26 protein-coding genes are annotated in these 24,354 nt (G+C 69.9%); 11 read left to right on the forward strand and 15 right to left on the reverse strand.

Going from position 1 to position 24,354, the window contains the following annotated elements; translation table 11 throughout:
* Positions 1-38 precede the first annotated feature (38 nt).
* On the reverse strand, positions 39-974 hold the full coding sequence (locus JOE48_RS25125) for a LysR substrate-binding domain-containing protein (RefSeq protein WP_210033816.1): 936 nt from the start codon (positions 972-974) through the stop codon (positions 39-41).
* 134 nt (positions 975-1,108) lie between these two features.
* Here JOE48_RS25125 and JOE48_RS25130 point away from each other — a divergent pair, with 134 nt between their 5' ends.
* Both JOE48_RS25130 and JOE48_RS25135 read left to right on the forward strand, forming a co-directional pair.
* Positions 1,109-2,698, forward strand: coding sequence for a catalase (locus JOE48_RS25130; RefSeq protein ID WP_210033818.1), 1,590 nt, complete (start codon positions 1,109-1,111; stop codon positions 2,696-2,698).
* A gap of 89 nt (positions 2,699-2,787) precedes the next feature.
* A complete protein-coding gene (locus JOE48_RS25135; protein ID WP_245252957.1) occupies positions 2,788-3,192 on the forward strand; it encodes a cupin domain-containing protein in 405 nt (134 codons plus the stop codon).
* 22 nt (positions 3,193-3,214) lie between these two features.
* On the opposite strand, the gene JOE48_RS25140 is transcribed toward JOE48_RS25135, so the two are convergent.
* The 7 genes from JOE48_RS25140 to JOE48_RS25170 form a co-directional block, all read right to left on the reverse strand.
* Positions 3,215-4,459, reverse strand: coding sequence for an MFS transporter (locus JOE48_RS25140; RefSeq protein ID WP_210033820.1), 1,245 nt, complete (start codon positions 4,457-4,459; stop codon positions 3,215-3,217).
* On the reverse strand, positions 4,456-6,093 hold the full coding sequence (lnt, locus tag JOE48_RS25145; protein WP_210036040.1) for an apolipoprotein N-acyltransferase: 1,638 nt from the start codon (positions 6,091-6,093) through the stop codon (positions 4,456-4,458). The genes JOE48_RS25140 and lnt overlap by 4 nt, the downstream gene beginning before the upstream one ends.
* Positions 6,094-6,157: 64 nt before the next feature.
* Positions 6,158-7,288, reverse strand: a complete 1,131-nt coding sequence (locus tag JOE48_RS25150; RefSeq protein WP_210033821.1) for a hemolysin family protein — start codon at positions 7,286-7,288, stop codon at positions 6,158-6,160.
* A 36-nt stretch (positions 7,289-7,324) separates the two neighbouring features.
* Positions 7,325-7,804 carry an rRNA maturation RNase YbeY gene (ybeY, locus tag JOE48_RS25155; RefSeq protein WP_210036041.1) on the reverse strand — a complete coding sequence of 160 codons (480 nt, stop codon included), beginning with the start codon at positions 7,802-7,804 and terminating at the stop codon, positions 7,325-7,327.
* Positions 7,805-7,806: 2 nt separating this feature from the next.
* Complete coding sequence (locus JOE48_RS25160) at positions 7,807-8,913, reverse strand: PhoH family protein (protein WP_210033822.1); 1,107 nt, start codon at positions 8,911-8,913, stop codon at positions 7,807-7,809.
* 28 nt (positions 8,914-8,941) lie between these two features.
* Positions 8,942-10,279, reverse strand: coding sequence for a tRNA (N6-isopentenyl adenosine(37)-C2)-methylthiotransferase MiaB (gene miaB / locus JOE48_RS25165; RefSeq protein ID WP_210033823.1), 1,338 nt, complete (start codon positions 10,277-10,279; stop codon positions 8,942-8,944).
* Between the two features lie 288 nt (positions 10,280-10,567).
* Positions 10,568-12,304 carry an L-lactate permease gene (locus tag JOE48_RS25170; protein ID WP_210033824.1) on the reverse strand — a complete coding sequence of 579 codons (1,737 nt, stop codon included), beginning with the start codon at positions 12,302-12,304 and terminating at the stop codon, positions 10,568-10,570.
* A 302-nt stretch (positions 12,305-12,606) separates the two neighbouring features.
* Here JOE48_RS25170 and JOE48_RS25175 point away from each other — a divergent pair, with 302 nt between their 5' ends.
* Positions 12,607-12,858: a pentapeptide MXKDX repeat protein gene (locus JOE48_RS25175; RefSeq protein ID WP_210033825.1), complete on the forward strand. Its 252-nt coding sequence runs from the start codon at positions 12,607-12,609 to the stop codon at positions 12,856-12,858.
* A gap of 132 nt (positions 12,859-12,990) precedes the next feature.
* On the opposite strand, the gene JOE48_RS25180 is transcribed toward JOE48_RS25175, so the two are convergent.
* The 4 genes from JOE48_RS25180 to JOE48_RS25195 all read right to left on the reverse strand — a co-directional run bounded on the left by JOE48_RS25180 (position 12,991) and on the right by JOE48_RS25195 (position 15,878).
* The gene (locus JOE48_RS25180) at positions 12,991-13,860 is read right to left on the reverse strand and encodes a lysophospholipid acyltransferase family protein (protein WP_210033826.1); all 870 of its coding nucleotides are present in this window, start codon (positions 13,858-13,860) and stop codon (positions 12,991-12,993) included.
* Between the two features lie 4 nt (positions 13,861-13,864).
* A complete protein-coding gene (locus tag JOE48_RS25185) occupies positions 13,865-14,380 on the reverse strand; it encodes a GNAT family N-acetyltransferase (protein ID WP_210033828.1) in 516 nt (171 codons plus the stop codon).
* Positions 14,377-15,051, reverse strand: coding sequence for a tRNA (adenosine(37)-N6)-threonylcarbamoyltransferase complex dimerization subunit type 1 TsaB (gene tsaB / locus JOE48_RS25190; RefSeq protein ID WP_210033830.1), 675 nt, complete (start codon positions 15,049-15,051; stop codon positions 14,377-14,379). Before tsaB ends, JOE48_RS25185 begins: the two co-directional genes overlap by 4 nt.
* Before the next feature lie 260 nt (positions 15,052-15,311).
* Complete coding sequence (locus JOE48_RS25195; RefSeq protein ID WP_210033832.1) at positions 15,312-15,878, reverse strand: NifU family protein; 567 nt, start codon at positions 15,876-15,878, stop codon at positions 15,312-15,314.
* Between the two features lie 183 nt (positions 15,879-16,061).
* Here JOE48_RS25195 and JOE48_RS25200 point away from each other — a divergent pair, with 183 nt between their 5' ends.
* The 4 genes from JOE48_RS25200 to JOE48_RS25215 all read left to right on the forward strand — a co-directional run bounded on the left by JOE48_RS25200 (position 16,062) and on the right by JOE48_RS25215 (position 18,368).
* A complete protein-coding gene (locus JOE48_RS25200; protein WP_312893369.1) occupies positions 16,062-16,520 on the forward strand; it encodes an atp-dependent helicase in 459 nt (152 codons plus the stop codon).
* Positions 16,521-16,761: 241 nt separating this feature from the next.
* Complete coding sequence (locus JOE48_RS25205; RefSeq protein ID WP_210033836.1) at positions 16,762-17,151, forward strand: DUF2934 domain-containing protein; 390 nt, start codon at positions 16,762-16,764, stop codon at positions 17,149-17,151.
* A gap of 154 nt (positions 17,152-17,305) precedes the next feature.
* Positions 17,306-17,971 carry an HAD family hydrolase gene (locus JOE48_RS25210; protein WP_210033838.1) on the forward strand — a complete coding sequence of 222 codons (666 nt, stop codon included), beginning with the start codon at positions 17,306-17,308 and terminating at the stop codon, positions 17,969-17,971.
* 190 nt (positions 17,972-18,161) lie between these two features.
* Positions 18,162-18,368, forward strand: a complete 207-nt coding sequence (locus JOE48_RS25215; protein ID WP_210033839.1) for a hypothetical protein — start codon at positions 18,162-18,164, stop codon at positions 18,366-18,368.
* Between the two features lie 5 nt (positions 18,369-18,373).
* Here JOE48_RS25215 and JOE48_RS25220 read toward each other — a convergent pair whose 3' ends face one another.
* From JOE48_RS25220 to JOE48_RS25230, 3 genes are all read right to left on the reverse strand, one after another.
* Positions 18,374-18,616, reverse strand: coding sequence for a hypothetical protein (locus JOE48_RS25220; RefSeq protein WP_245252959.1), 243 nt, complete (start codon positions 18,614-18,616; stop codon positions 18,374-18,376).
* A 165-nt stretch (positions 18,617-18,781) separates the two neighbouring features.
* On the reverse strand, positions 18,782-19,060 hold the full coding sequence (locus JOE48_RS25225) for a hypothetical protein (RefSeq protein WP_210033841.1): 279 nt from the start codon (positions 19,058-19,060) through the stop codon (positions 18,782-18,784).
* A 168-nt stretch (positions 19,061-19,228) separates the two neighbouring features.
* The gene (locus JOE48_RS25230; protein WP_210033842.1) at positions 19,229-19,609 is read right to left on the reverse strand and encodes a DUF6481 family protein; all 381 of its coding nucleotides are present in this window, start codon (positions 19,607-19,609) and stop codon (positions 19,229-19,231) included.
* Positions 19,610-20,578: 969 nt separating this feature from the next.
* Between JOE48_RS25230 and JOE48_RS25235 the strand changes: the two genes are divergently transcribed.
* The 4 genes from JOE48_RS25235 to JOE48_RS25250 all read left to right on the forward strand — a co-directional run bounded on the left by JOE48_RS25235 (position 20,579) and on the right by JOE48_RS25250 (position 24,319).
* Positions 20,579-20,830 carry a DUF4089 domain-containing protein gene (locus JOE48_RS25235; protein WP_409518611.1) on the forward strand — a complete coding sequence of 84 codons (252 nt, stop codon included), beginning with the start codon at positions 20,579-20,581 and terminating at the stop codon, positions 20,828-20,830.
* Positions 20,827-22,224 carry an AtzE family amidohydrolase gene (locus tag JOE48_RS25240; RefSeq protein ID WP_210033843.1) on the forward strand — a complete coding sequence of 466 codons (1,398 nt, stop codon included), beginning with the start codon at positions 20,827-20,829 and terminating at the stop codon, positions 22,222-22,224. The genes JOE48_RS25235 and JOE48_RS25240 overlap by 4 nt, the downstream gene beginning before the upstream one ends.
* Positions 22,224-22,607 carry an oxalurate catabolism protein HpxZ gene (gene hpxZ, locus JOE48_RS25245; RefSeq protein WP_210033845.1) on the forward strand — a complete coding sequence of 128 codons (384 nt, stop codon included), beginning with the start codon at positions 22,224-22,226 and terminating at the stop codon, positions 22,605-22,607. The genes JOE48_RS25240 and hpxZ overlap by 1 nt, the downstream gene beginning before the upstream one ends.
* An 89-nt stretch (positions 22,608-22,696) precedes the next feature.
* On the forward strand, positions 22,697-24,319 hold the full coding sequence (locus JOE48_RS25250) for an ABC transporter substrate-binding protein (protein ID WP_210033847.1): 1,623 nt from the start codon (positions 22,697-22,699) through the stop codon (positions 24,317-24,319).
* Positions 24,320-24,354 lie beyond the last annotated feature (35 nt).

Below are 24,354 nucleotides of genomic sequence, written 5' to 3' on the forward strand. Positions count from 1 at the left end.
CCTGCAGGGCCGGTGCCCCCGGGCCGGGACGCGACGGCTCACGCCCCCGCATTCCCGTCGCGGCAGGCCGCCGTGCCCGGCGGCGCATGCGCCCGGAAGAAGGCCGCGAGGTTCGCTAGCCCGGCGGCGCGCGGATCGCTCGCCCGCCAGACCAGCGCGATGGTCCGCCCCGGCCCGTCGACGTCGAAGGCCCGAGTCACCGTCAGGCCGGTCGGATCGGGGCTGGAGGGCACGGCCAGGGCCGGGAGCAGCGTGTAGCCGGCGCCCGCCGCCACCATCGAGCGCAGGGTCTCCAGGCTCGTGGCGTGCCGCCCGACCGATGAGCCGGCGCCGCAGGCCGCGATCGCCTGGTCGCGCAGGCAATTGCCCTCGTCGAGGAGCAGCAGGTCCGGCCCGGCGATCTCGCTCGCCGAGAGCGCACCGCCGCGCGCCAGGGCATGCTCGGCCGGGCAGGCGAGCCAGAACGGCTCGACGAAGAGCGGCGCGACGGCAAGCCCATGCAGCGGCAAGGGCAGCGAGATCAGCGCCGCATCGATTCGCCCGTCGCGCAGGCCTTCGACGATCTCGGCTGTGCGCGACTCCGACAGCGACAGCATCAGCAGCGGGTACTGTTCGCGCAGCGGACGCAGAACCAGCGGGAAGAAGTAGGGTCCCAGCGTCTGGATCGCCGCCAGAACCAGACGCCCCGTCAGCGGCGACCCGCGCCCCTCGCTGGCGAGCGCCAGCAGACGCTGCGCATCCGACAGGACCACCCGCGCCTGCCGGATGATCGCCTGCCCGGCCTCCGTCAGCAGCACCCGCCGATTGGAGCGCTCGAACAAAGTCAGGCCCAGCGCGGTTTCCAGTTTACGGACCTGCACGCTGAGCGTCGGCTGGCTCACGTTGCAGCGCTCGGCGGCCCGGCCGAAATGCCCCTCGTCCGCCACGGCGACGACGTATTCAAGGTCGCGGAGCGACAGGCCGGCGAGATTCATAGGCTGCGCCTATCATAACCTTTGCGACGATGCATTTGCCTCGGGGTCACGCCGGGGTCATAACCATTCAACAGAACGGTTCCAGGTTGGCCTCGGCGTCTGCCGAGCGCCTTCGAAATGGAGAGACGGTACGCATGAGCGATCAACGCCCGATCCTGACCACCCGCCAGGGCCATCCGGTCCGGGACAACCAGAGCACCCGCACGGTCGGCGAGCGCGGCCCCGCAACGCTCGAGAACTACCAGTTCATCGAGAAGATCACCCACTTCGATCGTGAGCGTATCCCGGAGCGCGTCGTCCACGCCCGCGGCGCCGGCGCCCACGGCTACTTCGAGGCCTACGGCAAGATCGGCAACGAGCCGGCCTCCAAGTACACCCGCGCCCGCGTGCTGAACGAGACGGGCGTCAAGACGCCGATGTTCGTGCGCTTCTCGACCGTGGCCGGCGCCAAGGAGAGCCCTGAGACCGAACGCGACCCGCGCGGTTTCGCGGTCAAGTTCAAGACCGTCGACGGCAACTGGGACCTCGTGGGCAACAACCTCAAGGTCTTCTTCATCCGCGACGCGATCAAGTTCCCCGACATGATCCACGCGTTCAAGCCGGATCCGGTGACGAACCGCCAGGAGGCGTGGCGCTTCTTCGACTTCGTGTCGCAGCACCCCGAGTCGATCCACATGGTGACGCACCTCAAGTCGCCCTGGGGCATCCCGGCCAATTACCGCGAGATGGAAGGCTCGGGCGTCAACACCTACAAGCTGGTCAACGACCAGGGCGAGGCGGTGCTGTGCAAGTTCCACTGGATCCCCAAGCAGGGCGTCCGGAACCTGACCTCGCAGCAAGCTTCCGAGATCCAGGCCAAGGATGTCGGTCACGCGACCCGCGACCTGTACGACAACATCAAGGCCGGCAATTTCCCCGAGTGGGAGTTCGCCGTGCAGATCATGCCGGACGGCCCGAACGACCACCTGTCCTTCGATCCGCTGGACGATACGAAGCTGTGGCCGGTGGACCAGTTCCCGCTTCTGCCCTGCGGCCGGATGGTGCTGGACCGCGTGCCCGACAACTTCTTTGCTGAGGTCGAGCAGTCGGCCTTCGGCACCGGCGTGCTGGTCGACGGCATCGATTTCTCGGACGACAAGATGCTGCAGGGCCGGACGCTGTCCTACTCGGACACACAGCGCTACCGCGTCGGCGCCAACTACCTGCAGCTGCCGATCAACGCGCCGCAGCCCGGCGTGAAGGTCTATTCCAACCAGCGGGACGGCCAGATGACCTACGGGGTCGACGGTACCGGCCCGAACAAGCACATCAACTACGAGCCGTCGACGCTCGCCGAGGGCCTGCGCGAGGCGCCCAAGCCCGCCAAGGATTACCACCAGCCGGTTCAGGGCAATCTCGGCCGCTACCAGACCTCGCGCACCGAGGACGATTACACCCAGGCGGGCGTGCGCTACCGCTCCTTCGCGGATTGGGAGCGTGACGACCTGATCGCCAACCTGGTCGGCGACATGAAGCAGTGCCCGGAAGCGATCCAGCTGCGAATGGTCTGGCACTTCTGGCACGCCGACGAGGATTACGGCCGCCGCGTTGCCGAGGGCGCCGGCATCGATCTGGAGAAGGCGAAGGCCCTGCCGCCGCTGCCGGGTCGCGCAGCCCCGGGCAAGCGTCTGGAATCCGAGACCTACACGGACGGATCGCAGGCTCATAAGGTCGCCGCGGAGTAAGCCTCGCGATCTCGACCGCGATTGAAGGAAGCCCCGCGCGGTCACCCGGCCGCGCGGGGTTCTTGTTTGGAGATCGGGCGAGGATGGCGATGGCGAGTCTCGTGCACCACGATCCGGGCCCGGACGCGATCATCGGCGGGATGCGGATCACCTATCTGGCGCGCAGCGACGAGACGACCGACGGCCTCGGCATCTATCGGGTCGACATGAATCCGCATGCGCCGGGCGCCGGGCTTCACCGCCACGCCCGGCTGACCGAGACCTTCTCGGTCGAGGCAGGCCGGCTCGCGCTCCGCGTCGACGATGCGGATCACGACCTCGGCCCCGGCGATTTCGCGCTGATCCCGCCCGGCGTCGCGCATGCCTTCGCCAATCGCGGCGACCGGCCGGTGCGCTTCACCCTGAGCTTCGCGCCGGCGCTGGGCTGTGAGGGCTTCTTCGCGGGCTTGGCGCGCTTGCCGCGGAAGGCCGCCGCGCCGATCAGGCGGCCATGACCGACCTGATGACGCGCTACGATCAGGAACCGCTGGCCGGGTTCGCCGGCTGGAGCGCGGTCAGCGGCTGAGCCGGCACGCCGTGCGGCGCCGGCTCGACCGCGTTGACCTTGCGGTCGCGTCCGGCGGCCTGCCCGATCAGGATCGCCGCGACGGCGATGCCGACGAACAAGGCCCCCGGCACAGCCCAACCGCCTGTGGCCTCATGGGCGAGGCCGAAGACCAGCGGACCCAGGCAGGCGCCGGTATAGCCGATGCCCTGCGCCATGGCCGAGAGGCCGGCGGCACTGGCCGCGTCCGCGGCGCGGAGCACGATCAGGGTCAACCCGAGACCGAAGCAGCCGCCGATCCCGAAGCCCAGCACGCCCGCGGCCGGGACGCGCAGCCAATCCGCCCCGAAGGCGAGCACCAGGAACGCGATCGCCGTCAGCCCCGGAACGGCGACGATCCAGGCCCGCTGATCCCGGGTCCGGGCAGCCAGCATGGCGGTCAGCAGCGCCCCGGGCGCCTGAACCAGGGTCGTGAGCGACGCGTAGAGCCCGGCATCCAGCGGAGTCAGGCCGCGACCCTGCAGAAGCAGCGGCAGCCAACCGAACAGGATGTAGGCGAGCGACGATTGCAGGCCCATGAAGCCCGTCACCCACCAGGCCAGCGGACTGCGCAGCAGCCGCCCGGTGGAGGGGGCCGCGGTCGACGTCGTCCGGCGGGCGAAGGGAATCCACAGGCAGGCGGCGGCGAGCGCCGGCAGCGACCAGATGGCGAGCGCCGAGGGCCAGCCGCCCGCGAGCGCGTGCTCCACCGGCACCGCCGCCCCGGCCCCGGCGGCCGCCCCGAGGCAGAGGGTCATGGTGTAGAGGCCGGTCATCAGGCCGCCGCTGGCGGCGAAGTCGCGCTTCACCAGCGCGGGCAGGAGAACGTTGTCGAGCCCGATGCCGATGGCGGCCAGGGCCGTTCCGGCGAAGAGCGGCACCAGCCCGCCTAGTCCGCGGAGCGTGAGCCCGGCCGCCAGGATCGTCGAGCCGGCGAGGACCGCGAGGTCGGGACCGATTCTCCGGATCAGCGGCGCCGCCAGCGCGCAGGCGATGCCCAGGCACAGGACCGGCAATGTGGTGAGAATCGCGGCCCCGCCCGCGCTCAGGCCGGTGCCGTCCCGGATGGTCGCCAGCAGGGGGCCGACCGTGCTGAGCGCCGGCCGCAGATTAAAGGCGACGAGCATCAGCGCGACGCCGAGCAGCAGCCGGCTCGGAGCGGCTCGATTCGGGGTCAAGGACGCCGCCGGGCGACGAGGGCGCCGCCGAGGCAGGCGGCGAGCATCAGCGTGAAGGCCGCGTCGCCGAACCGGCCGTACAGCGTATTGCCGGGGAGCCGGGCGGGCAGGTCCGCGTCGAGCCAGGTCTCCGTGTTGAGCGGCGTGCGGGCGAGAATGCGGCCGTGGGGGTCGATCACCGCGGAGATCCCGGTATTGGCGTCACGGACAAGCGGTAATCCCTCCTCGACCGCGCGCAGGCGGGCCTGGGCGAGGTGCTGGCGCGGGCCCGGCGTGTCGCCGAACCACGCGTCGTTGGTCACGTTGAGGATCAGTCCCGCCGGCTCCGGCGCCGGGGCCACGTGGCCGGCCGGCAGGATCGCGTGCGGGAAGATCGCCTCGTAGCAGATCGTCGCCGCCACCGGCGGCAGGCCGGGTACCGACAGGATCCGTTGCGCGGCGAGGGAGCCCGCGGAGAAGCCGCCCGGGATCGCCACGAACTGGCGCAGGCCGAGCGCCCGCAGGGCGGCGTCGAGGGGCGCCGGCAGGTACTCGCCGAACGGGACGAGGTGGACCTTGTCGTAGCTGTCCGAGATCCGGCCGTCCGGCCCGATCACCATTACGGCGTTGAAGTAGCGCAGGCGTTCGCCGGGCAGGGGCTCCTCGGCGCGGGCCGCGCCGGTGATCAGGTGCTGCCCGGGCTTCAACCCGGCCGCCACCTTGGCCAGGGCGTCGGGATCGCGCTGGATCAGGAACGGAAAGGCCGATTCGGGCCAGACGATGTGGGTCGGCTCGGGCGTGCCGGCCTCCACGGGCCGCTGACTCAGCTCGATGTAGCGGTCGACGATGTCGGCCCGGTTCTCGGGCCTGAACTTGGCGTCCTGCGGCAGGTTGGGCTGGACGAGGCGCAGCCGAACCCCGGCCACGACCGGATCGGGCGGCCCGAGGCGCTCGGCACCGTAGAAGGCTAGGCCGGCGAGGAGGGCGGCCGCGGCGGCAGGCGGACCGAACCGGCCGAGGGGACGCAAGCCGGTGGCGAGCGTCGCGGGCGCGGCGCAGACGAGCACCGCGAGAACGGTCAGGCCGTAGAGCCCGATCAACGCGGCCCCCTGCATCAGCCAGAGGTTCTGGGCCAGAGCCATCCCGAGGGTGTTCCAGGGGAAGCCCGTGAACAGGTGGCCGCGCAGCCACTCGGCGGCACCGATCCCGAAGGCGAGGGCGGCGATCCGCGCCGCCCGACGGCTCCACAGAAGGCCCGCAGCGCCGAAGCCCGCGCCGTAGAACAGGCCCAGGGCGAAGGGGAGGCCGATCACGCCCAGCGGCAGGGCCCAGAGGAACTCGTCGGCCTCAACCAGGAAAGCTTGACCCAGCCACCACAGGCCGGCGGTCAGATAGCCGAAGCCCCAGGCCCAGCCGATCAGGAAGCAGGGCCAGACCCGCCGCAGCGGGGTTCGGCCCGGCGCGGCGCCGTCCTGCAGCCAGACCGCGACCGTCAGCGACACGGCAAGGGCCGGCACGATGCCGTAGGGCGGCATCGCCAGCGCGCCGAGCGCGCCGGCGAGCCACGCGAGGCCGAGCCGGCGCCAGCCGGTCAGGCGCGCGATCGCCAGGACGGGGCCCGGCCCGGCCGCGCGGCCGGGCTCAGGGTCCCGCATCGGCGCGCCCGGAACCGCAACGGACCGTGCGTAGCCGTCCACCACCCGCGTCACGCCGGGACCGTCACGGATGCGGCGTCTCGGCGGCCGGCGGGTTCGAAGGCGGGGGGAGGGCGAGGGGCACCACGTTGCCGATCCGCGCCGCGCCCTTTTGGAAGCGCAGCCGCTTGAGGCGGCGGGGATCGGCGTCGAGCACCTCGAATTCCAGGTTCCCGGGGCCGGCGATCAGCTCGCCGCGGGACGGCACGCGGCCGACCAGGGTCACGATCATGCCGCCCAGCGTGTCGATCTCCTCGGCCATCTCGCCGACCGCGGCCGCGAGATCGACGCCGGTCGCCTCCGAGATTTCGGCCAGCGGCGTACGCGCGTCGGCCACGAAGACGTCGTCCTCGCCCTCGACGCGCTGGACCTGCTTGTCCTCGGCGACGTCGTGCTCGTCCTCGATGTCGCCGACCACCACCTCGATCAGATCCTCGATGGAGATCAGCCCGTCGGTGCCACCATACTCGTCGATGACCAGCGCCATGTGGGTGCGGGTCGCCTGCATCCGCACCAGCAGGTCGATCGCCGGCATGGAGGGCGGCACGAACAGCACCGGCCGCTGGATGCGCGCCGCCGCCAGGGTCGTGGTCAGGTCGACCTTGCCGAGATCCAGGCCGCGCGGCAGGCGCGCCGGCGGCCGGCGCACGCGCGCGGCGGATGCGTCCGCGGCGCCGTCCAGGACCGGCTCCGCGGGTTTCGCCGCGATTGGCGGGCTGCGCCGGGACGGTTCGGCTTTGGCGGCGATGTGGTCGACGAGATCGCGGATGTGGACCATGCCGCGCGGGTCGTCGAGGGTCTCGCCGTAGACCGGAAGCCGCGAATGGCCCGCGGTGCGGAACAGCTTGAGTAGATCACCGAGGCTGGTGTCGTTGGACACCGCGACGATGTCGGCCCGGGGGACCATCACGTCGTCGACGCGCACCTTGTGCAGGCCGAGGACGTTCTTGAGCATCACGCGCTCGAGCGGGGTCAGGCCGCTCTCGCCGGCATCCGGCTCCGCGAGCGCCTCCTCAAGTCCTTCGCGCAGGGAATCGCGCGGCTTGAGGTGCAGCGCCTGGAGCAGGCGATCGTACCAGGGCTCCCGGTTCTGGGATTCGCCCTCGGCGGAACTGGGCGCGGCCAGGGCCGCGCCGCGACTTCGATCGTTGGTCATGTCTCTCGGATCTGGGAGCGTTCGGGCGTCAAGCGCTCAGGCGTAAGGGTCCGGGATGCCGAGGGTCGCGAGCGCCGCGACCTCGAGGGCTTCCATGGCGTCGGCCTCGGCCTCGCCGTTCTCGTGGTCCTGACCGAGACAATGCAGGGTGCCATGGACGAGGAGGTGAGCGAGGTGATTCTGGAGCGGCTTCGACTGCGCCGCACTCTCGCGCACCAGGGTCTCGTACGCAAGGACCACGTCGCCCAGCGGCGTCGCGGCTTCGTCATGCCGGGGCTGCGGGGCCGCCGGGAAGGACAGGACATTGGTGGGCTTGTCCTTGCCGCGCCAGGTCCGGTTGAGCTCCTGGACGGCGGCGTCGTCGGTCAGCAGGACGCTGACCGCCACGGGGCCGTCCGGCTTCTCGGGGGCGATGGCGAGGCCGGCTTCCACGGCGCGCGCGACGAGGGCTTCGAGGCCGGGAATCGCGGTTTCCCACCGCGCGTCCTCGACGGCGAGATCGATCTCGTGCGGCATGGTCACGCCAGCGGCCGGCGCCGGGGATTCGGATTGCGGTCGGCCTCGTCCGCGCCGTGGGCGGAACGTTCGTAGGCGGTGACAATCCGGCGGACGAGGTCGTGGCGCACGACGTCGACATCCTTGAACCGTACGCGCCCGATGCCCTCGACACCGTCAAGCACGCTCACGGCCTCGACAAGGCCCGACTTCTGGCCCGGCGGCAGGTCGATCTGGCTGGGATCGCCCGTGATGATCATGCGGGATCCCTCGCCGAGGCGGGTGAGGAACATCTTCATCTGCATCGAGGTCGTGTTCTGCGCCTCGTCGAGGAGCACCACCGCATTGGTCAGCGTGCGCCCGCGCATGAAGGCCAGCGGCGCGATCTCGATCGTGCCGGTCTGCAGACCCCGGTCGACGTGGCGCGCCTCCATGAAGTCGTAGAGGGCGTCGTAGATCGGCCGCAGGTAGGGATCGACCTTCTCGCGCATGTCGCCCGGCAGGAAGCCCAGGCGCTCGCCGGCCTCGACCGCGGGACGCGACAGGATCAGCCGCTCGGCATGACCCTGCTCGAGCAGCGACACGGCATGGCCGACGGCGAGCCAGGTCTTGCCGGTCCCGGCCGGCCCCTCGGCGAAGACCAGCTCGTTGGTGCGCAGGAGCTTGATGTATTCGTCCTGCGCCGGGTTGCGCGCCCGCACGGCGCCGCGCTTGCGGGTGGCGATCTGATCGAAATGCGGCTTGTCCGCCTCGGCAGCGACCTCGGCGGCCGGGAACAGGGTCGCCTGGGCGGTGGCCTCGCGGATCGCGCCGTCCACGTCTCCGAGCGTCAGCGTGCTGCCGCCGGTCCGGACCCGGGCGTAAAGCTTCTGGAACACGCGCCGCGCGGTTTCGACGGCGTCGGCCGGCCCCTTGAGGACGAGGTGATTGCCGAGCGCCGTGGCGGTGACCTCCAGCCGGCGCTCGATATGGGCGACGTTCTGGTCGTACTGGCCGAAGACGAGGCTCGCGAGGCGGTTGTCGTCGAAGGTCAGCGGCACCTCGACCGCCTCGTCCGATCCGGGCGGCCGCGCCGCCGGGCCGCGACCCCGGAGCGCGCCGCGCACCCCTCCACCGTCCGATGCGCTCAAGCCCTCATCCTCGCCATCATCCGATCCGTCACGCGGCCGCAGCCTCTGGGACGAGCTGACCGAACAGGCTGTTGGAGCCCGCCTCGGTGATCCGCACCGGCACCACCTGTCCGATATGGTGAGGCGCGGCGTCGAACTGCACGGCCAGCAGGTGCGGCGTCTTGCCCGCAACCTGCCCCGGATGACGCCCCGGCTTCTCCACCAGCACGTCGAACACCCGGCCCTCGGCCGCGCGCTGGTAGGCGTGGCGCTGGCTGTCGAGGAGCGCCTGCAGCTCGGCGAGCCGCGCCGCCATGACCGCCTCAGGCACCTGATCGGTGCGGTCGGCGGCCGGCGTGCCGGGGCGGGGGCTGTACTTGAACGAGAACGCGCTCTCGAACCCGACATCGCGCACGAGCCGCAGGGTCGCGGCGAAATCGGCGGCGGTCTCGCCGGGGAAGCCGACGATGAAGTCTGAGGACAGGGCGATGTCCGGCCGGGCCGCGCGGATCCGGTCCATCAGGCGCCGGTACTGGTCGCCGGTGTGCTTCCGGTTCATGGCGGCGAGGATCCGGTCCGAACCCGACTGCACCGGCAGGTGCAGATAGGGCATCAGGGCGGGCACCTCGGCATGGGCCCGGATCAGCGCGTCGTCGAAGTCGTTCGGGTGGCTCGTCGTGTAGCGGATCCGCGCGATGCCGGGGATCCGAGCCACCGCGCGCACCAGCTCGGCGAGCCCGACGGATGCGCCGTCGGGGCCGTCCCCGTGGTAGGCGTTGACGTTCTGGCCGATCAGCGTGATCTCGCGAACGCCTTCGTCGGCGAGTTTCTCGGCCTCGGCCAGCACGGCCGATACGGGCCGCGAGACCTCGGCGCCGCGGGTGTAGGGGACGACGCAGAAGGCGCAGAACTTGTCGCAGCCCTCCTGCACGGTGAGGAAGGCCGACGTCCCGAGGGTCCGCCGCCGGGGCAGGTGGCTGAACTTGTCCTCGACCGGGAACTCGGTGTCGACGACGCGGCGTTCCCGGGACCGGGCCAGGAGGTCTGGAAGGCGGTGATAGCTCTGCGGACCGACCACGACGTCGACGGCGGGCTGGCGCGCCTGGATCTCGGCGCCCTCGGCCTGGGCGACGCAGCCGGCCACGACGATGCGCGTATCGAGTCCTCTCGCCGTCCGCTCGCCCTTCAGAACGCGCAGGCGGCCGAGCTCGGAATAGACCTTCTCGGCGGCCTTCTCGCGGATGTGGCAGGTGTTGAGGACCACGACATCCGCGTCCTCGACCGAGTCGGTCGCCGTGTAGCCCTCAGCGCCCAGGACGTCGGCCATGCGGGCCGCGTCGTAGGCGTTCATCTGGCAACCGTAGGATTTGACGAAAGCCTTCTTCAACGCGCGCCGTCCCGAACCAGTCCGCTTCGATCCTCATGGCCGCCCCACGAGCGCAGGCCGGCGCGTGGCCTGTAGCACGGATCATGCGGGCCGTCGCGGCGGATGGAAACTCGGGAGCTTCGAGTTTGGCCCTGCGCGGAACCGAGTCACCGCGTCATTCCGGGACTGTGAAGCAGGGCCCGGGATGACGCGGCAGCGCAGACAGGATTGAACCCCGTCGCGCGCTATTTCATGGTGCCGGGCCTCGACGCCGGCCGCCCGTGAGCGACCGGCGCAACCTGTCTTGCTTCAATGCGCGGCCGGCGCCGCAGCAGGCACGTCGATCACCATCTGCTGGAAGAACGGCACGTAGGCCTGCAGCATCACGAACAGGCCGACGAGGCAGGCCAGCGCGATCGAGTGCCAGAACACGAAGCGCAGGATCTTGCCCTCCTGGCCGAAATAGCCGGTGGCCGTGGAGGCGACGACGATCGACTGGGCGTCGACCATCTTGCCCATCACCCCGCCCGACGAGTTCGCCGCCGCCATCAGCACGCCGGGCAAGCCGAGCTGCTCGGAGGTGATCCGCTGCAGGCCGCCGAACAGCACGTTCGAAGCCGTATCCGACCCGGTGAGCGCCACGCCGAGCCAGCCGAGCAGCGTCCCGAAGAACGGGTACAGGATGCCGGTGCCGGCAAACGCGAGGCCGAGCGTGGCATCGACGCCCGCGTAGCGGGTGAGGACGCCGAGTGCGAGCATCGCCGCGATGGTGATCAGCGAGTAGCGCAGGGCCCAGATCGTCTCGACATAGGCCGTGACCAGGCGCAGCGGCGAGAAGCGCATGATCAGGCCGGAGATGATCGCGGCGATCAGCACGCCCGTGCCGGTATAGGACATGTAGGTGAACAGGAAGACGGCGCCCTCGGGGACCGGCTTGGCCACCACCGGCGGCACCTTCATGATCGCGTTGTGCAGGCCCGGCACCTCGTATTTCCAGGTGAAGAGCGGGTTGACGATGCCCTTGAACCAGCCGGTTCCCCAGATCGCCACGATGATCGAGAGGATGATCCACGGCACCCAGGCCAGCAGGATCTCGCCCTGCGACGCGGTGCGGGCACCGGTATGGACCGGGGGTGTGCCGGGCACGCCGGCGCCGAGGGCAACCGGCCGGGGTCCGGCCACGGCCAGCGACGGATCGTGGCCGCGCAGAGCCGGCGAGGTCCAGATCTCGCGGGGCTGCCAGACCTTCAGGAACAGGACCAGGGCCAGCATCGAGGCGAGCGAGGCGCCGATGTCGACGATCCACGGGTTCACGTAGTTCGAGATCAGGAACTGCGCGACCGCGAAGGTGGCGCCGCAGACCAGGATCGGCGGCCACACCCGGATCATGCCGCGGAAGCCCGCGAATACCCAGATCAGCCAGAACGGCACGATCAGCGAGAACAGCGGCAGCTGCCGCCCGATCATCGCGCCGAGGATCTCGGGCGGGTATCCGGTCACCGAGGCGAGGCCCTGGATCGGCGCGCCGAGCGCACCGAAGGCGACCGGCGCGGTGTTGGCGATCAGCGAAAGGCCCGAGGCGGCGAGCGGCGAGAAGCCCAGGCCGATCAGGATCGCACCGGTGACGGCCACCGGCGTGCCGAAGCCGCCCGCGCCCTCGAAGAAGGCGCCGAACGCGAAGGCGACCAGCAGCAGCTGCAGGCGCCGGTCAGCCGTGATGCCGGCGACCGATTGCTGCAGGATCGCGAACCAGCCCTTCTCCACCGTCAACCGGTAGAGGAAGATGACGTTGAGGATGATCCAGCCGATCGGGAAGAAGCCCGTGACCATCCCGAGGATGGCCGCCCGGGTGGCGAGTTCGGTCGGCATGCCGAAGCCGACGATGGCGACCAGCATGGCGAGGCCGAGGGCGATGACGGCCGCGATGTGGGCTTTCACGCGCCCGCTGGCGATCATGGCGAGCAGTGCGATGACCGGCACTGAGGCGGCGAGCGTCGAGAGCCAAGCGCTCCCGAACGGATCGTAAACCTGATTCCAGGTTTGCAACGGGCGTCCTCCAAAAAGTCCCGACTGTTCCGGGTTGCGGCCTAGCTAGCAGACGGATTCCGCCCGCTCAATGCGTTGCATCTTGTATTCCGAGGCCATTCCCGCGGCGCTTCGCAGGTCTAACCCGATCTAGACCTCGCATAGAGCAGGATCTCTGCCCCTGATCACCGCGAGCGCGGACCGGCTCGGGTACGCACGTATTGGCCGAACGAGAGCTGTCGGCATCGCTGTAACCTTGGATCGGAAGGTGTCGAAAGCCCGGGTGTGCTGCACGATCGGCACGACTTTTCGAGGGTTACGACATGCACAGCTGGATCCGTCTCTCCTCCGCCGCCCTTCTCGCAGCCGCGACAGCCGCCGCGCCGGCCATGGCCGCGGAAGGCTTGGGCAAAGACTCCATGAGCAGGGATACGCCGAGCAAGAACGCCATGGCCAAGGACAGCATGGCCAAGGACAGTATGTCCAAGGATTCGATGCATAAGGGCGGGATGGGGAAGCCGGACGCGATGGGGAAGACCGACGCCATGGACAAGAATGCCATGGGTCGGGGGTGACGCGTCGAAGAAGTAGGGCCGCGCAGGGGCGCGGCGGAAGCAGGCTGCTTTCGGCGGAGCCTGCGGCGCGTCTCGATCTGCAGCGTCGGGCGGGGACGCCCGCGCTCAGCCTCGGCGCGGGGCCGGCCCCGGTCAGACCGGCGCGACCTCAGCGCCGCGCAGGCCGAGGTCGGAGGGCGCCGGCCGGACGCCCGGCGCGGGCGCGGTGTCGTCGGCCGCCGCACCGACGCCCCGCAGGGCGGCCCGCACCTCGGCCTCGGCGGCGGCCGTGGCCGCCTTCCGGTCGGTCTTGGCTTCGAAGGCGATCGGCGCCCCCCACACCACATGCACGTCGATGGGGCCGCCCTGCACGAAGGCGGCGAGGTGCGGCGCCAGCTCCATGTCGCCGTACCAGGCGATCTCGGCGCGCTCGGCGCGCGTCACCGGAAGGCCGTTGCGCCGGGGATAGGTGATCGCCAGGGGCTGAAGGCGGACCCGACCGCACCCGGCCTCGGCCTGCAGGGCGGCCCGGGCGGCGCCGACCAGGGCGGAGCGGAACGGCAGGAGCCGGGTGCCGTCGCTGGTCGTGCCCTCGGCGAACAGCACCACCAGCTCGCCCTCGGCCAGGCGATGTCCCATCGCGGCACTGACCGCGGCCGTCGCCCCGCGGCGCTGCCGGTCGATGTAGATCGTGCGCTGCAGCGCCGCGAGCGCGCTGATCACCGGCCAGCCGGCGATCTCCGACTTCGCCACGAAGGAGAGGGGGCGCAGCGAGCCGATCGCGGCGATGTCGAGCCAGGACACGTGGTTGGCGAGCACCAGAGCCGCTTCGCCGGGGGCGGGCGGCGACCCGCTCTGCATCACCCGAACCGAGAACAGGCGCAGGAAAATCCGGTGGAACAGGATCGGCGCCAGGGTCGCGCGGCGGCCCAGGAGCCGCAGGGCCAGCCAGTGCGGCGGCCCCAATACCGCGAAGGCGAAGGCGAGGGCCGCAACGCGCCAGGCGATGCCGAAGCGGCTCACGGCGTCACAGATCGGCGCTCATCGTCAGCGCGGTCGCCCGGCTGCCGTCGGCCTTCAGATAATAGCCGGTGCGCGCGCCCACCTGCCGGAAGCCGTTGCGGGCGTAGAGCCGCAGCGCCGGGGCGTTGCCCTCGTCAACCTCCAGATGGACCCGCGCGACGCCGGCGAGCGCGAGGCTCGACAGGTGCTCGCGCAGGAGCTTGCGGCTGTGTCCGCCGCCGCGGAGCGCCGGGGACAGCACGACCGTCAGGATCTCCGCCTCGTCGGCGGCCCGACGCGAGAGCACGAAACCCTGGAGGGTGCCCGCCCGCCAGAGACCATGCGCCTGGGTCGAGCGCTCGCAGAGCATCCGCTCGAATTCGTGCGCATCCCAGGGGCGGGCGAAGGCGGTGGCGTGCAGGCGGGCGAGGGCAGGGGCCTGCGCGGCGTCCGTCAGCGGCGCCACGTAGGGCTCCGGCGTGAGCGCGTCCCACCACGCGAACCACCAATCGAAGGGCCAGAACGGGATCGGACGCGTCATCGCCGGGCAATCCGCGCGTGGTCCTGGGGCCGCGCATCCGGGCCGCGCAGGTAGAGGGGACGCGCCAGCGCCTGGGCCGGATCGGCCACGAGCCCGAGCGATGCCACCGAAGCGATATCCGGCCCGCCGACACCGGCGACGCGGGCGGTGACGCCGCGCTCGGCCAGCGCGGTTGCGAGGATCGGCGCTCCGGAGCCGGCCAGCACCACCGGTCCGCGTCCGAGACGCTCGGCGGCCTCTTCGACCGCCAGATGAGCCGGGGCCAAGCCCTCGCCGTGGCCCAGTGCCTGGACGTAGACGGCCCCGTGCCGGGCGTCGATCGCGGCCGCGATCGTCCCCTCGAAAGTCTCGGCCAGCAGCGGCGCGAGCAGCGCCGAGAGCGTGCCGACGCCCACCACGGGCTTGCCAGTCGCGAGGCCGATAGCCCGGGCAGCCGAGAGGCCGACACGGAGACCGGTGTAGCTACCCGGTCCGACCGTGACGGCGACACGGTCGATGGCCGCGAAACCACCTTCCACGCGGGCGATGACCCGCTCGATCAGCGGCAGCAGGGATTCGGCGTGGCCCCGCGCCATCGCGAGCGTCTCGGCCGAGAGCGGCGCCTCGGCATCGTCCGCCGCCACGCAGGCGGCGCAATGGTCCAGCGCCGTGTCGATGGCAAGAATACGCACGCTCACTCCCGCATGCCGGTCCGGACCGGCCGCCGCCTCCCTGCGGCCCCGAAGGGCGCGAAGAGTCTCCAGCGTTAGAGCAAAACGGCCGTCCCGTCAGCGTCGCGGGAGCGGAAGCACCCGCATCTGCGGTGGAGTGTTGCCGGCTTGCGCCGGTCGGCGCACCCCTGGACGGCGCGCCCTCAAGGGGGCCAACGATCGCGGCCCCCCGATGCCATGACGAGACCGGATCCGATGCCGAACCGCCGAGAAGCGTCCGCTCAGATAGCCTGGACCTCGCGGATTTCCGGCAGGAAGTGCCGGAACAGGTTCTGCACGCCGTGCCGCAGGGTCGCCGTCGAGGACGGACAGCCCGAGCATGCGCCCTTCATCTCGAGGTAGACCACACCCTCCTTGTAGCCGCGGAACGTGATGTCGCCGCCATCGCCCGCCACTGCCGGTCGCACGCGGGTCTCGAGCAGGTCCTTGATGGTGACGACCGTGTCGTGGTCGGCCTCGTCGTAGAATTCGTCGCTGGCCTCGATCTCGCCATGGCCGCCCTCAGCCATCACCGGTGCGCCGGACTGGAAATGCTCCATGATCGCGCCGAGCACGGCGGGTTTGACCTGGGCCCATTCGGAGCCGTCCTCCGCCTTGGTGACGGAGATGAAGTCGTGCCCGAAATAGACGCCGGACACGCCCGGCACGGCGAACAACGCCGCGGCGAGCGGCGAGCGGGCGGCAGCCTCGGCGTCGCGGGCCTCGAAGGTCGATTCAGCGAGAACCACGCGGCCGGGCAGGAATTTCAGGGTCGCCGGGTTCGGCGTGGCTTCGGTCTGGATAAACATGATGGGCTTCACTCCGCTGCGCCGGTTCAAGGCCGGCCGGGACAGGCGCCGCGAGGCACCGCCTCTCATGTGGGCCGGCAACCGGATTTTCTCAACCTGGGCTTGGGGTCGGGAGAGTGGACATTCCGCCCATCCCACGACAGGACGGGACCATTCGTGGTGCCAGAGGAGCCGGCATTGGACGTGACCGGGGACGAGAAGCGCGCCCAGGACCTGGCGACAGACCTGCGCGAGGTTGAGGCCAGGCTCGAGGCCGCGCGGGCGGAGGCGGCGTCCTTGAAGGTTCTGCTCGCCGTGCGCACGCATCAGCACGATCAGACGTGGCAGGCCAGGCAGCGCCTCGCGGCGGAACGCGATGGCGCCGGGGCCCGGATCGCCGCGCTGAGCGCGGAGCGCGATGCGGCCGCCGCGCGCGCCGCGGGGGCTGTGGCCGAAGCCGACGAGCGCGCCGAGGCGGTCCGCACCGTCCTGAGCGCCGTTCTCGCCAGCATCGGCGCGCGCGCCCTCGACCGCCGGCGGTTTCAGGATCTCATCGCCCGCGCCGGCCGCGAGGCGCCGGATCATGGCCCCGGTGCCGCACGTCACGCCGTGCTGCTGGCCGAGGCGCGCCGCGTCCTGGGGATTCCCAGCCCGGGATCCTGAGATCCGCACCGTGGCTTGCGCGGGACGGGCGAGTCCTTCGTCACCACCGGGGGATCGGAACCCGCATTGAGGCCGCGGGACGCTGGGGTGTTGCGGTACGCGGGCCCCGCAGCAATGTCCTTCGCCGGAAGCCGTCACGGTGCTGCTCACGTACCCGGCGCCGCGCGGCGGGTAGCAGGGTTAACCGACGCTTAACCCTCGCCTCCCATCGTTGCATGCGGGACGGAGAGGAGATCACCGCATGCAGATCAGCGAGCACCACGTGCGCGAATGCGCCTATTACATCTGGGAGAACGAGGGCCGGATTCACGGGCAGGCTGCCGCGCATTGGCTGCGCGCCGAAGCCGCGCTGCGCGCCAACGCCATGCTGGCGGCCGGCGCTGCCGACGAGGCGACCGTGAAGGCTGCGGCCCCGAAGGCCGCCAAGTCCGCGGCCAAGAGCGCCGTCAAGGCCCCTGCGAAGGCCGTCGCGTCCAAGGACGCCGCCGCGAAGGTCGCCGCGCCGAAGCCCGCCACCAAGGCAGCCGCCAAGCCGGCCGCGCCGAAGCCTGCCCGGGCCTCCAAGGTCGCCGTGACGGCGGGCCTGGCCGCCAAGGCGAAGCCGGCACGCGCTCCGGCCTCGATGCATTGAAGCGACGGCGCTCCGGCGCCACCGAGGATTCAACGGAAGCCCGCCCCGCAACAAGGGCGGGCTTCTGTCGTTCCGGCGGTCATCGCCGGAACAGGCCGGGTTCCGCCCGGTTGGTTGCGCTGATGCGGGCGCCGTGCACCGCGATGAGGCTGCGATGCGCGCGGTGATCTTCGACATTGACGGGACCTTGCTCGACAGCGTCGATCTGCACGCACGCGCCTGGGTGGACGCGTTCGCGCATTTCGGCGTGAAGACCGACGCGGCGAAGGTCCGCAGCCAGATCGGCAAGGGCGGCGACGAATTGATGCCCGTCTTCCTGCCGCAGGAGCGGATCGACCGTGAAGGGGACGTGATCGAAGCGTACCGCTCGGACCTGTTCAAGCAGAAGTACCTGCCCGAGGTTCGACCGTTCCCCGGGGTCCGCGCGCTGTTCGAGCGGATCCGCGGGGCCGGATCGAAGATCGCCTTGGCCTCCTCGGGCAAGCGCACCGAGGTCGAGCGGTACACGGATATTCTGAAGATCGGCGACCTCGTCGATGTCGCCACCAGCTCGGACGACGCGGAACGCTCGAAGCCGCATCCGGACATCTTCGAAGCGGCGCTGAAGAAACTCGCCTGTATTCCGCCCGACGCGATCATCGTCATCGGCGACACGCCCTACGATGCGGAGGCCGCTGCGAAAGCGGGCCTGCGCACGATCGGCGTCCTCTGCGGCGGTTTCCCGGAAGCCGACCTGTCCGCCGCGGGCTGCGTTGCGATCTATCGCGATCCGCAGGACCTGCTCGACGGGTTCGAGCATTCCGTGCTGACGACCGGCTGAACGGTCGCTCTGGCAAGCCGTCTTCCTGTCTTACGTAGCGTCATCCACAGTTTCCCGCCCTGCTGTTGCGCTGCGGTAACGGAGCACGATGCCGGCTACCTAATCCAACGAAAGGGGCTGGTGCAGCCCGACCGAAAGGCGTAGCGAGCCGCCCGCCAATCTGGATTCTTTCGAAGGACGAGCGCCTCGTATGCCCCAGACCCATCAGGCCAGCCCGGCCCGGCGCTTCGTGCCGTGCGCCAAGCCCCTGCCCGAGCAGATCGCGGAGGCGATCGACAGCCGGTCCACGCCCCTGAGCCAATTGCTCCGCCTGATGTCCGCGCTGGAGGCGGAGGGTGGCAACGAGGCCCTGCGCCTCCAGCTGCGCGCCCGGATCGGCGCGCCGCTCAACGCCTGAGCGCGTCAGTGGCGCCGATGCCGCTGACGATGCCGCCGGCCTGAGCGCCTCACGGGTTGGGCGGAGGCCGGGCTGATCCGCTTCATGCAGGCGAAGTAGATCTGCCGGCCGACGTCCTCGATCTGCAGGCCGCCCGGATTGGGCGCGGAGAAAACCTTGGCGCGCGCCTCCAACCGGCAGGCCGCGTCCTCCGGACTACGGATCGGCGGCTCGGCACGCGCCGATCCGCCCAACAGGATCGATCCCATGAGGATCCCGGACGCGATCGACGCGGGAAGCGCCCCTTTCCCCCAAATATTCGGCATACGGAATGCTGTCCTCACTCGGTCGAAAGGCAGAAATAGAGCATCTTCGCGACCCGTGAAGCTTCGTCAGACTGCTGGGTTCGATCGGCCCGTCCGCGGGAGCGGCGCTCATGGCACGATCCAGAGACATCGTCCCGCGCCGGCAATGGTGATGCACTCATAGGGGGCGCCCCCGATCATCGCCCGCTGCTCCACCGTCCCGATGTCGCGGCGCGCGATCCGGCGACACCCGGATTCCGGCAGGTTCTGATGGTCCGATCCCACTGCGGCGTCGATCCGGCGTGCCGCCAGCAGCGTGTCGCAGGCCGTCACGTCTGCAGTCTGAGCCTGCACGTTGCCCGACCAGAACAGGACGGGCGCAAGCACCAGAGCCAATCGGGAAGCCATGTTTTCCTCGCCCGCGCGCCGCACCGGCTGCGGCCAACCTCGCGGCGCCCCTCAACGCAGGGTCGGGCGCATTGGTTGCGGATTGCGCGGCCCTACAAACGCGACGACGCCCGCTTGGGCGGCGGGCGTCGTTTACTCAGGAAAGCTGGAATCGAGGTCGATCAGCGCTCAGTGCTTGATCTTGGCCTTCGCCTTCCGAGCTGCATAGCGGGCGTCGCGCTGCGCCTTCTTGGCGACGAGCTCGGCCGACTTGCGCTCCTGCGCCGCGGCGAGCTCGGCAGCCTCACGGGCCAGCTGGGCAGCGAGTTCCGCTTCCTCGCGCTGCTGCTTCTCTTCAGCGGCCTTCCGCTCGGCGGCGATCCGGGCCGCCTCGCGCTCGCGGGCGCGCTCCTCACGGGCCTGCGCGATTTCGGCCCGAGCCTTGGCTTTGGCAATCACCTCCGGATCATCGGCCGGCGGGCGAGCCTTGAATTTGGCCAACAGCGCCGCCTTGGCGCTCTGGGAGTGCTGGCGACGGTCGTCGAAGTTCCTGTAGTCGAATGCGCTCATCTGACCTTTCTCGGTTGGTACGCTTGTTGAGTCTCAGGGACTTCCGGCACAGCCGGGAACACCGTCTCTGCCAGTCCCAATGCCGTCCCCGGGCATTGGAACCGCACCGATCCATCGGATACACCGATGATCAGACCCGAGCGCTGGGCCACGCCGGAGCGCTCGGGTCTGATCATGTGCCGAAAACGGAAAGCCCTTAACCGGAGCGGCGTCCCGGATGCAATCGCGATGACCTCCGCCCGGCGCGGGCAACGCGACAATTCAGGCCCTCTCTATAAAAAATCCGTCGGGCGATGCCGAAACACCGCAACGTGCCATACGCGCCGCTGACGGGAACAGAGTACGCGATCATGCCACTCGCTCGCTGCCCGCGACAGATAAGTGGCTCAAGGAAGTCCGGCAAGGATAGGACGGGCTTTCCCGAACGCCGTCTGGTCCGCACAGCATTGATGCGCGCCTGCCAAGCATGTCGCGAGATCCGCTCAGAGGCGAGGCGCCCCTAAGTCACGGCGCATTCGTAAACAGCAATCCTCATATGCGATTTTTACATCGGATACTCAGATCCTCCTAAAATGGGGCGATCGGGGAGGGCTGCGCGCGTCACAACTTTGATCCGGGATCCGCTTCCCGGGCAACGCGCGGCTGAACCCCATCGGCGTCGCCCTTCAGAGCGATGCTCCAGCCGGTGTCGCTCGGACGTCAAAGCCAAGCCCGATCTGACGTTGAACGCAGGTTATTCGGCTGGCAAGAACAACAACAGCGGGCTCGGCAACATGGCGACACGTTGCATTGCGGGTGTCCTCTCACAAAATGGCTTCCGCACGCGCGGAAGCCGGGCCATCCGTGATCGCGCCACGCCGCCCACAAAATGGGCAACGCTGCCGCGTGCTCGAGGGTCATCGAGCCGGATTGCCGAAATGCACATAAATGAGGCAGCCCAGCGAATCTGCTCAGGATGCCCGCTGCGGCATGAGCCCTGCTAAGGTCGACCCCTGCAGCCAGACCAAGGACAGCGCGAGGACCTTGATGCTCGACCTATCCGCTTCCTTCGATCCCGAAGCGTATGCCGCGGCCGCGGCACCGCTGCTTGGGCTTTCCCTCGATCCCCGCTGGCTCGATTCCGTCACCGCCAATCTCCGCGTCCTGGCAAAGGCCGCCGAGTTGGTGAGCGGCTTCCCGCTTGCCGACGAGGTCGAAGCTGCGCCGAGCTTCGAGGCATGAGCGCTCGACAGCATCCGAGCGCCGGTTCGCTCGCCGACCTGGTCAATCGTCGGCAGCGGAGCGCGCGCGACGTCGTGACCGAGGCCCTGGATCGGATCGGGCGCCACGATCCGCGCGTCAACGCCTTCACCGACCTACTCACCGGGCGTGCGCTGGCGCGGGCGGACGCGCTCGATGACGAGCTGGATGGGGGCGGGCCGCCCAAACCGCTCGCGGGCGTACCCTTCGCGGTGAAGAACCTGATCGACATCGCGGGTCTGCCAACCCGTGCGGGCTCGAAGATCAACCGGGAGCGACCGCCGGCCAGCCGTGACGGCGCCCTGGTTCGGCGCCTGGAGGCTGCGGGGGCCATTCTGGTCGGCGCCCTCAACATGGGCGAATACGCCTACGACTTCACCGGCGAGAACGTCCACGACGGCGACGCGCACAACCCGCACGCCCTCGATCATATGACCGGCGGCTCGTCCGGAGGCTCCGGGGCGGCCCTCGCTGCCGGGATGGTGCCGCTGACGCTCGGCTCCGACACGAACGGCTCGATTCGCGTTCCCGCTGCCTTCTGCGGCTGCTTCGGGCTGAAGCCGACCTATGGACGGCTCAGCCGCGCGGGCAGCTTTCCCTTCGTCGGCAGCCTCGACCATCTCGGCCCCATGGCCCGGAGCGTGAGCGACCTCGCGCTCGCCTATGACGCCATGCAGGGTCCGGATCCGGACGACCCCGTCGCGACGACCCGACCGCCGGAGCCGGCCCTGCCTGCCCTCGATGCAGGAATCGACGGCCTGCGGATCGCGGTGGCGGGGGGCTACTTCGCGCGCGGCGGCGATCCGGAGGCCTTCGCCGCGGTGGCGCGCGTCGCTGAGGCCCTCGGCGCGCGCGGCACCGTCGAACTGCCCGAAGCGGCACGCGCCCGCGCTGCCGCCTACCTCATCACCGCCGCCGAGGGCGCCACCCTCCATCTCGACCGCCTGCGCACCCGGCCGCAGGATTTCGACCCGGCCGTGCGGGACCGGCTGATCGCCGGGGCGATGCTTCCCGCCGCCCATGTCGAGCGGGCGCAGCGGTTCCGCCGCTGGTACCGGACGCGCGTGCTGGACTTGTTCGACACCGTCGACGTGATCCTGGCCCCGACCACACCCTGCCGGGCACCGAGGGGCGGCCAGACCCATTTCGTCCTCGACGGCGTGACGCTGCCCGTGCGGGCCAATATCGGCGTGTTCACGCAGCCGATCTCGTTCATCGGCCTGCCCGTGGTGGCGGCACCGGTCTGGCTCGACGATGGCTTGCCGCTCGGCGTGCAGGTCATTGCCGCCCCCTGGCGCGAGGATCTCGCCCTGCGCGTCGCGCACCATCTCGAACGGACCGGAATCTGCGCGGCGCCGATCGCGGAGTTGGCCTGATGATCATCGACGATCCCGCCGTCAAAGCCGAAGTCGCGGCCGCGTTCCGGTCCTACGAGATCGCGCTCACCACCAACGATGTCCCGACTCTCGAGGCGCTGTTCCGGGACGATCCGCTGACCATCCGCTACGGGATCGGCGAGAACCTGTATGGCATGGACGCGATCCGCGCCTTCCGCCGCGCCCGCTCGCCGGTGGGCCTGGAGCGTGTTCTGGCGCAGACGCAGATCACCACCTACGGGTGCGACTTCGCCACCGCGATGACGTTGTTCACCCGCGCGGGCGTGCCCGGAAAGATCGGCCGGCAGAGTCAGACCTGGGTGCGCTTCCCAGAGGGCTGGCGGGTGGTCGCGGCCCATGTAAGCCTCATCGACGCGGGATAGGTCTGCGGACCGACTGGCCGCGGGCTTGCATATGGTCGAGCGTATCACGGGCCCGATAGGCCCGGACCAACGCGAGTACCCGACCCAAGATGCTGTCCCGCCTTAGAAAACTCGGTGCCCGTGCGGCGCTGGCCGGCGCCCTGGCGCTCTCCGCGAGCACCGCGACCCTCGCGCAGGGGACGCTGCGGATCGGCATGACCGCCTCCGACATCCCGCTGACCACCGGCCAGACCGACAATGGCGGCGAGGGCATGCGCTTCCTCGGCTATACGGTCTATGACGGGCTGATCAATTGGGACCTGTCGAGCGCGGAACTCGCCTCCGATCTCGTGCCCGGCCTCGCCACCAGCTGGGCCGTCGACCCGAACGACAAGACCAAGTGGACCTTCAAGCTCAGGCCCGGCGTGAAATTCCACGACGGCTCGGACTTCAGCGCCGACGCGGTGGTGTGGAACCTCGACAAGCTGCTGAAGGCCGACGCGCCGCAATACGACCCGCGCCAGTCGGCGCAGGGCAAGACCCGCATCCCGGCCGTGGCGAGCTACCGCGTGGTCGATCCGCTGACGGTGGAGATCACCACCAAGGCCCCCGACGCGACGCTGCCCTACCAGATCGCCTGGATCATGATGTCCTCGCCCGCCCAATGGGAGAAGCTTGGCAAGTCCTGGGACGCCTTTGCTAAGCAGCCCTCGGGCACCGGCCCGTGGAAGCTGACCCTGTTCGCTCCGCGCGAGCGCGCCGAGATGGTCCCCTTCAAGGAGTACTGGGACAAAGACCGGGTGCCGAAGCTCGACAAGCTGGTGCTGATCCCGCTGCCCGAGGCCAATGCCCGGACCGCGGCGCTCCGTTCCGGCCAGGTCGACTGGATCGAGGCGCCCGCGCCGGATTCCGTGGCCTCGCTCAAAGGCGCCGGCTTCACCATCGTCACCAACGCCTATCCGCATAACTGGACGTGGCACCTGTCGCGGGTCGAGGGGTCGCCCTGGAACGACGTCCGGGTGCGCAAGGCCGCAAACCTCGCCATCGACCGCGACGGGCTGAAGGAGCTGCTCGGCGGCCTCGCCATTCCCGCCAAGGGCTTCATGCCGCCCGGCCACCAATGGTTCGGCCACCCGACCTTCGACGTGAAATACGATCCCGAAGCCGCCAAGAAGCTGCTTGCCGAGGCCGGCTACAGCCCGGCCAAGCCGCTGAAGCTGAAGGTCGCGATCTCGGCGTCGGGCTCGGGCCAGATGCAGCCGCTGCCGATGAACGAGTTCGTCCAGCAGAACCTCGCCGACGTGGGCATCCAGGTCGATTACGAGGTGGTCGAGTGGAACACCCTGATCAACATCTGGCGGGCCGGCGCCAAGGCCGACATCTCCCGCGGCGTTTCGGCGATCAACTACTCGTACTTCATCCAGGACCCGTTCACCGGCTTCATCCGCCACCTGCAGTGTAACTTCGCCCCGCCGAACGGCACCAACTGGGGCTATTACTGCGATCCCGCGATGGACAAACTGTTCGAGCAGGTCCGCAACACCTTCGACAAGGCCGAGCAGACGAAGGTGCTTGAAAAGATCCACGAGAAGTACGTTGACGATGCGCTGTTCGTCATGATCACGCACGACGTCAATCCGCGCGCGATGAGCCCCAAGGTGAAGGGCTTCGTCCAGGCGCAGAACTGGTTCCAGGATTTCTCGAAGATTACGATGGCGACGGCGGGGCGGTAGCGCCGCCGGCGCCCTTGCAACCTATCAGACGCAGG

The sequence above is a fragment of the Methylobacterium sp. PvR107 genome, assembly GCF_017833295.1.
Taxonomy (GTDB): domain Bacteria; phylum Pseudomonadota; class Alphaproteobacteria; order Rhizobiales; family Beijerinckiaceae; genus Methylobacterium.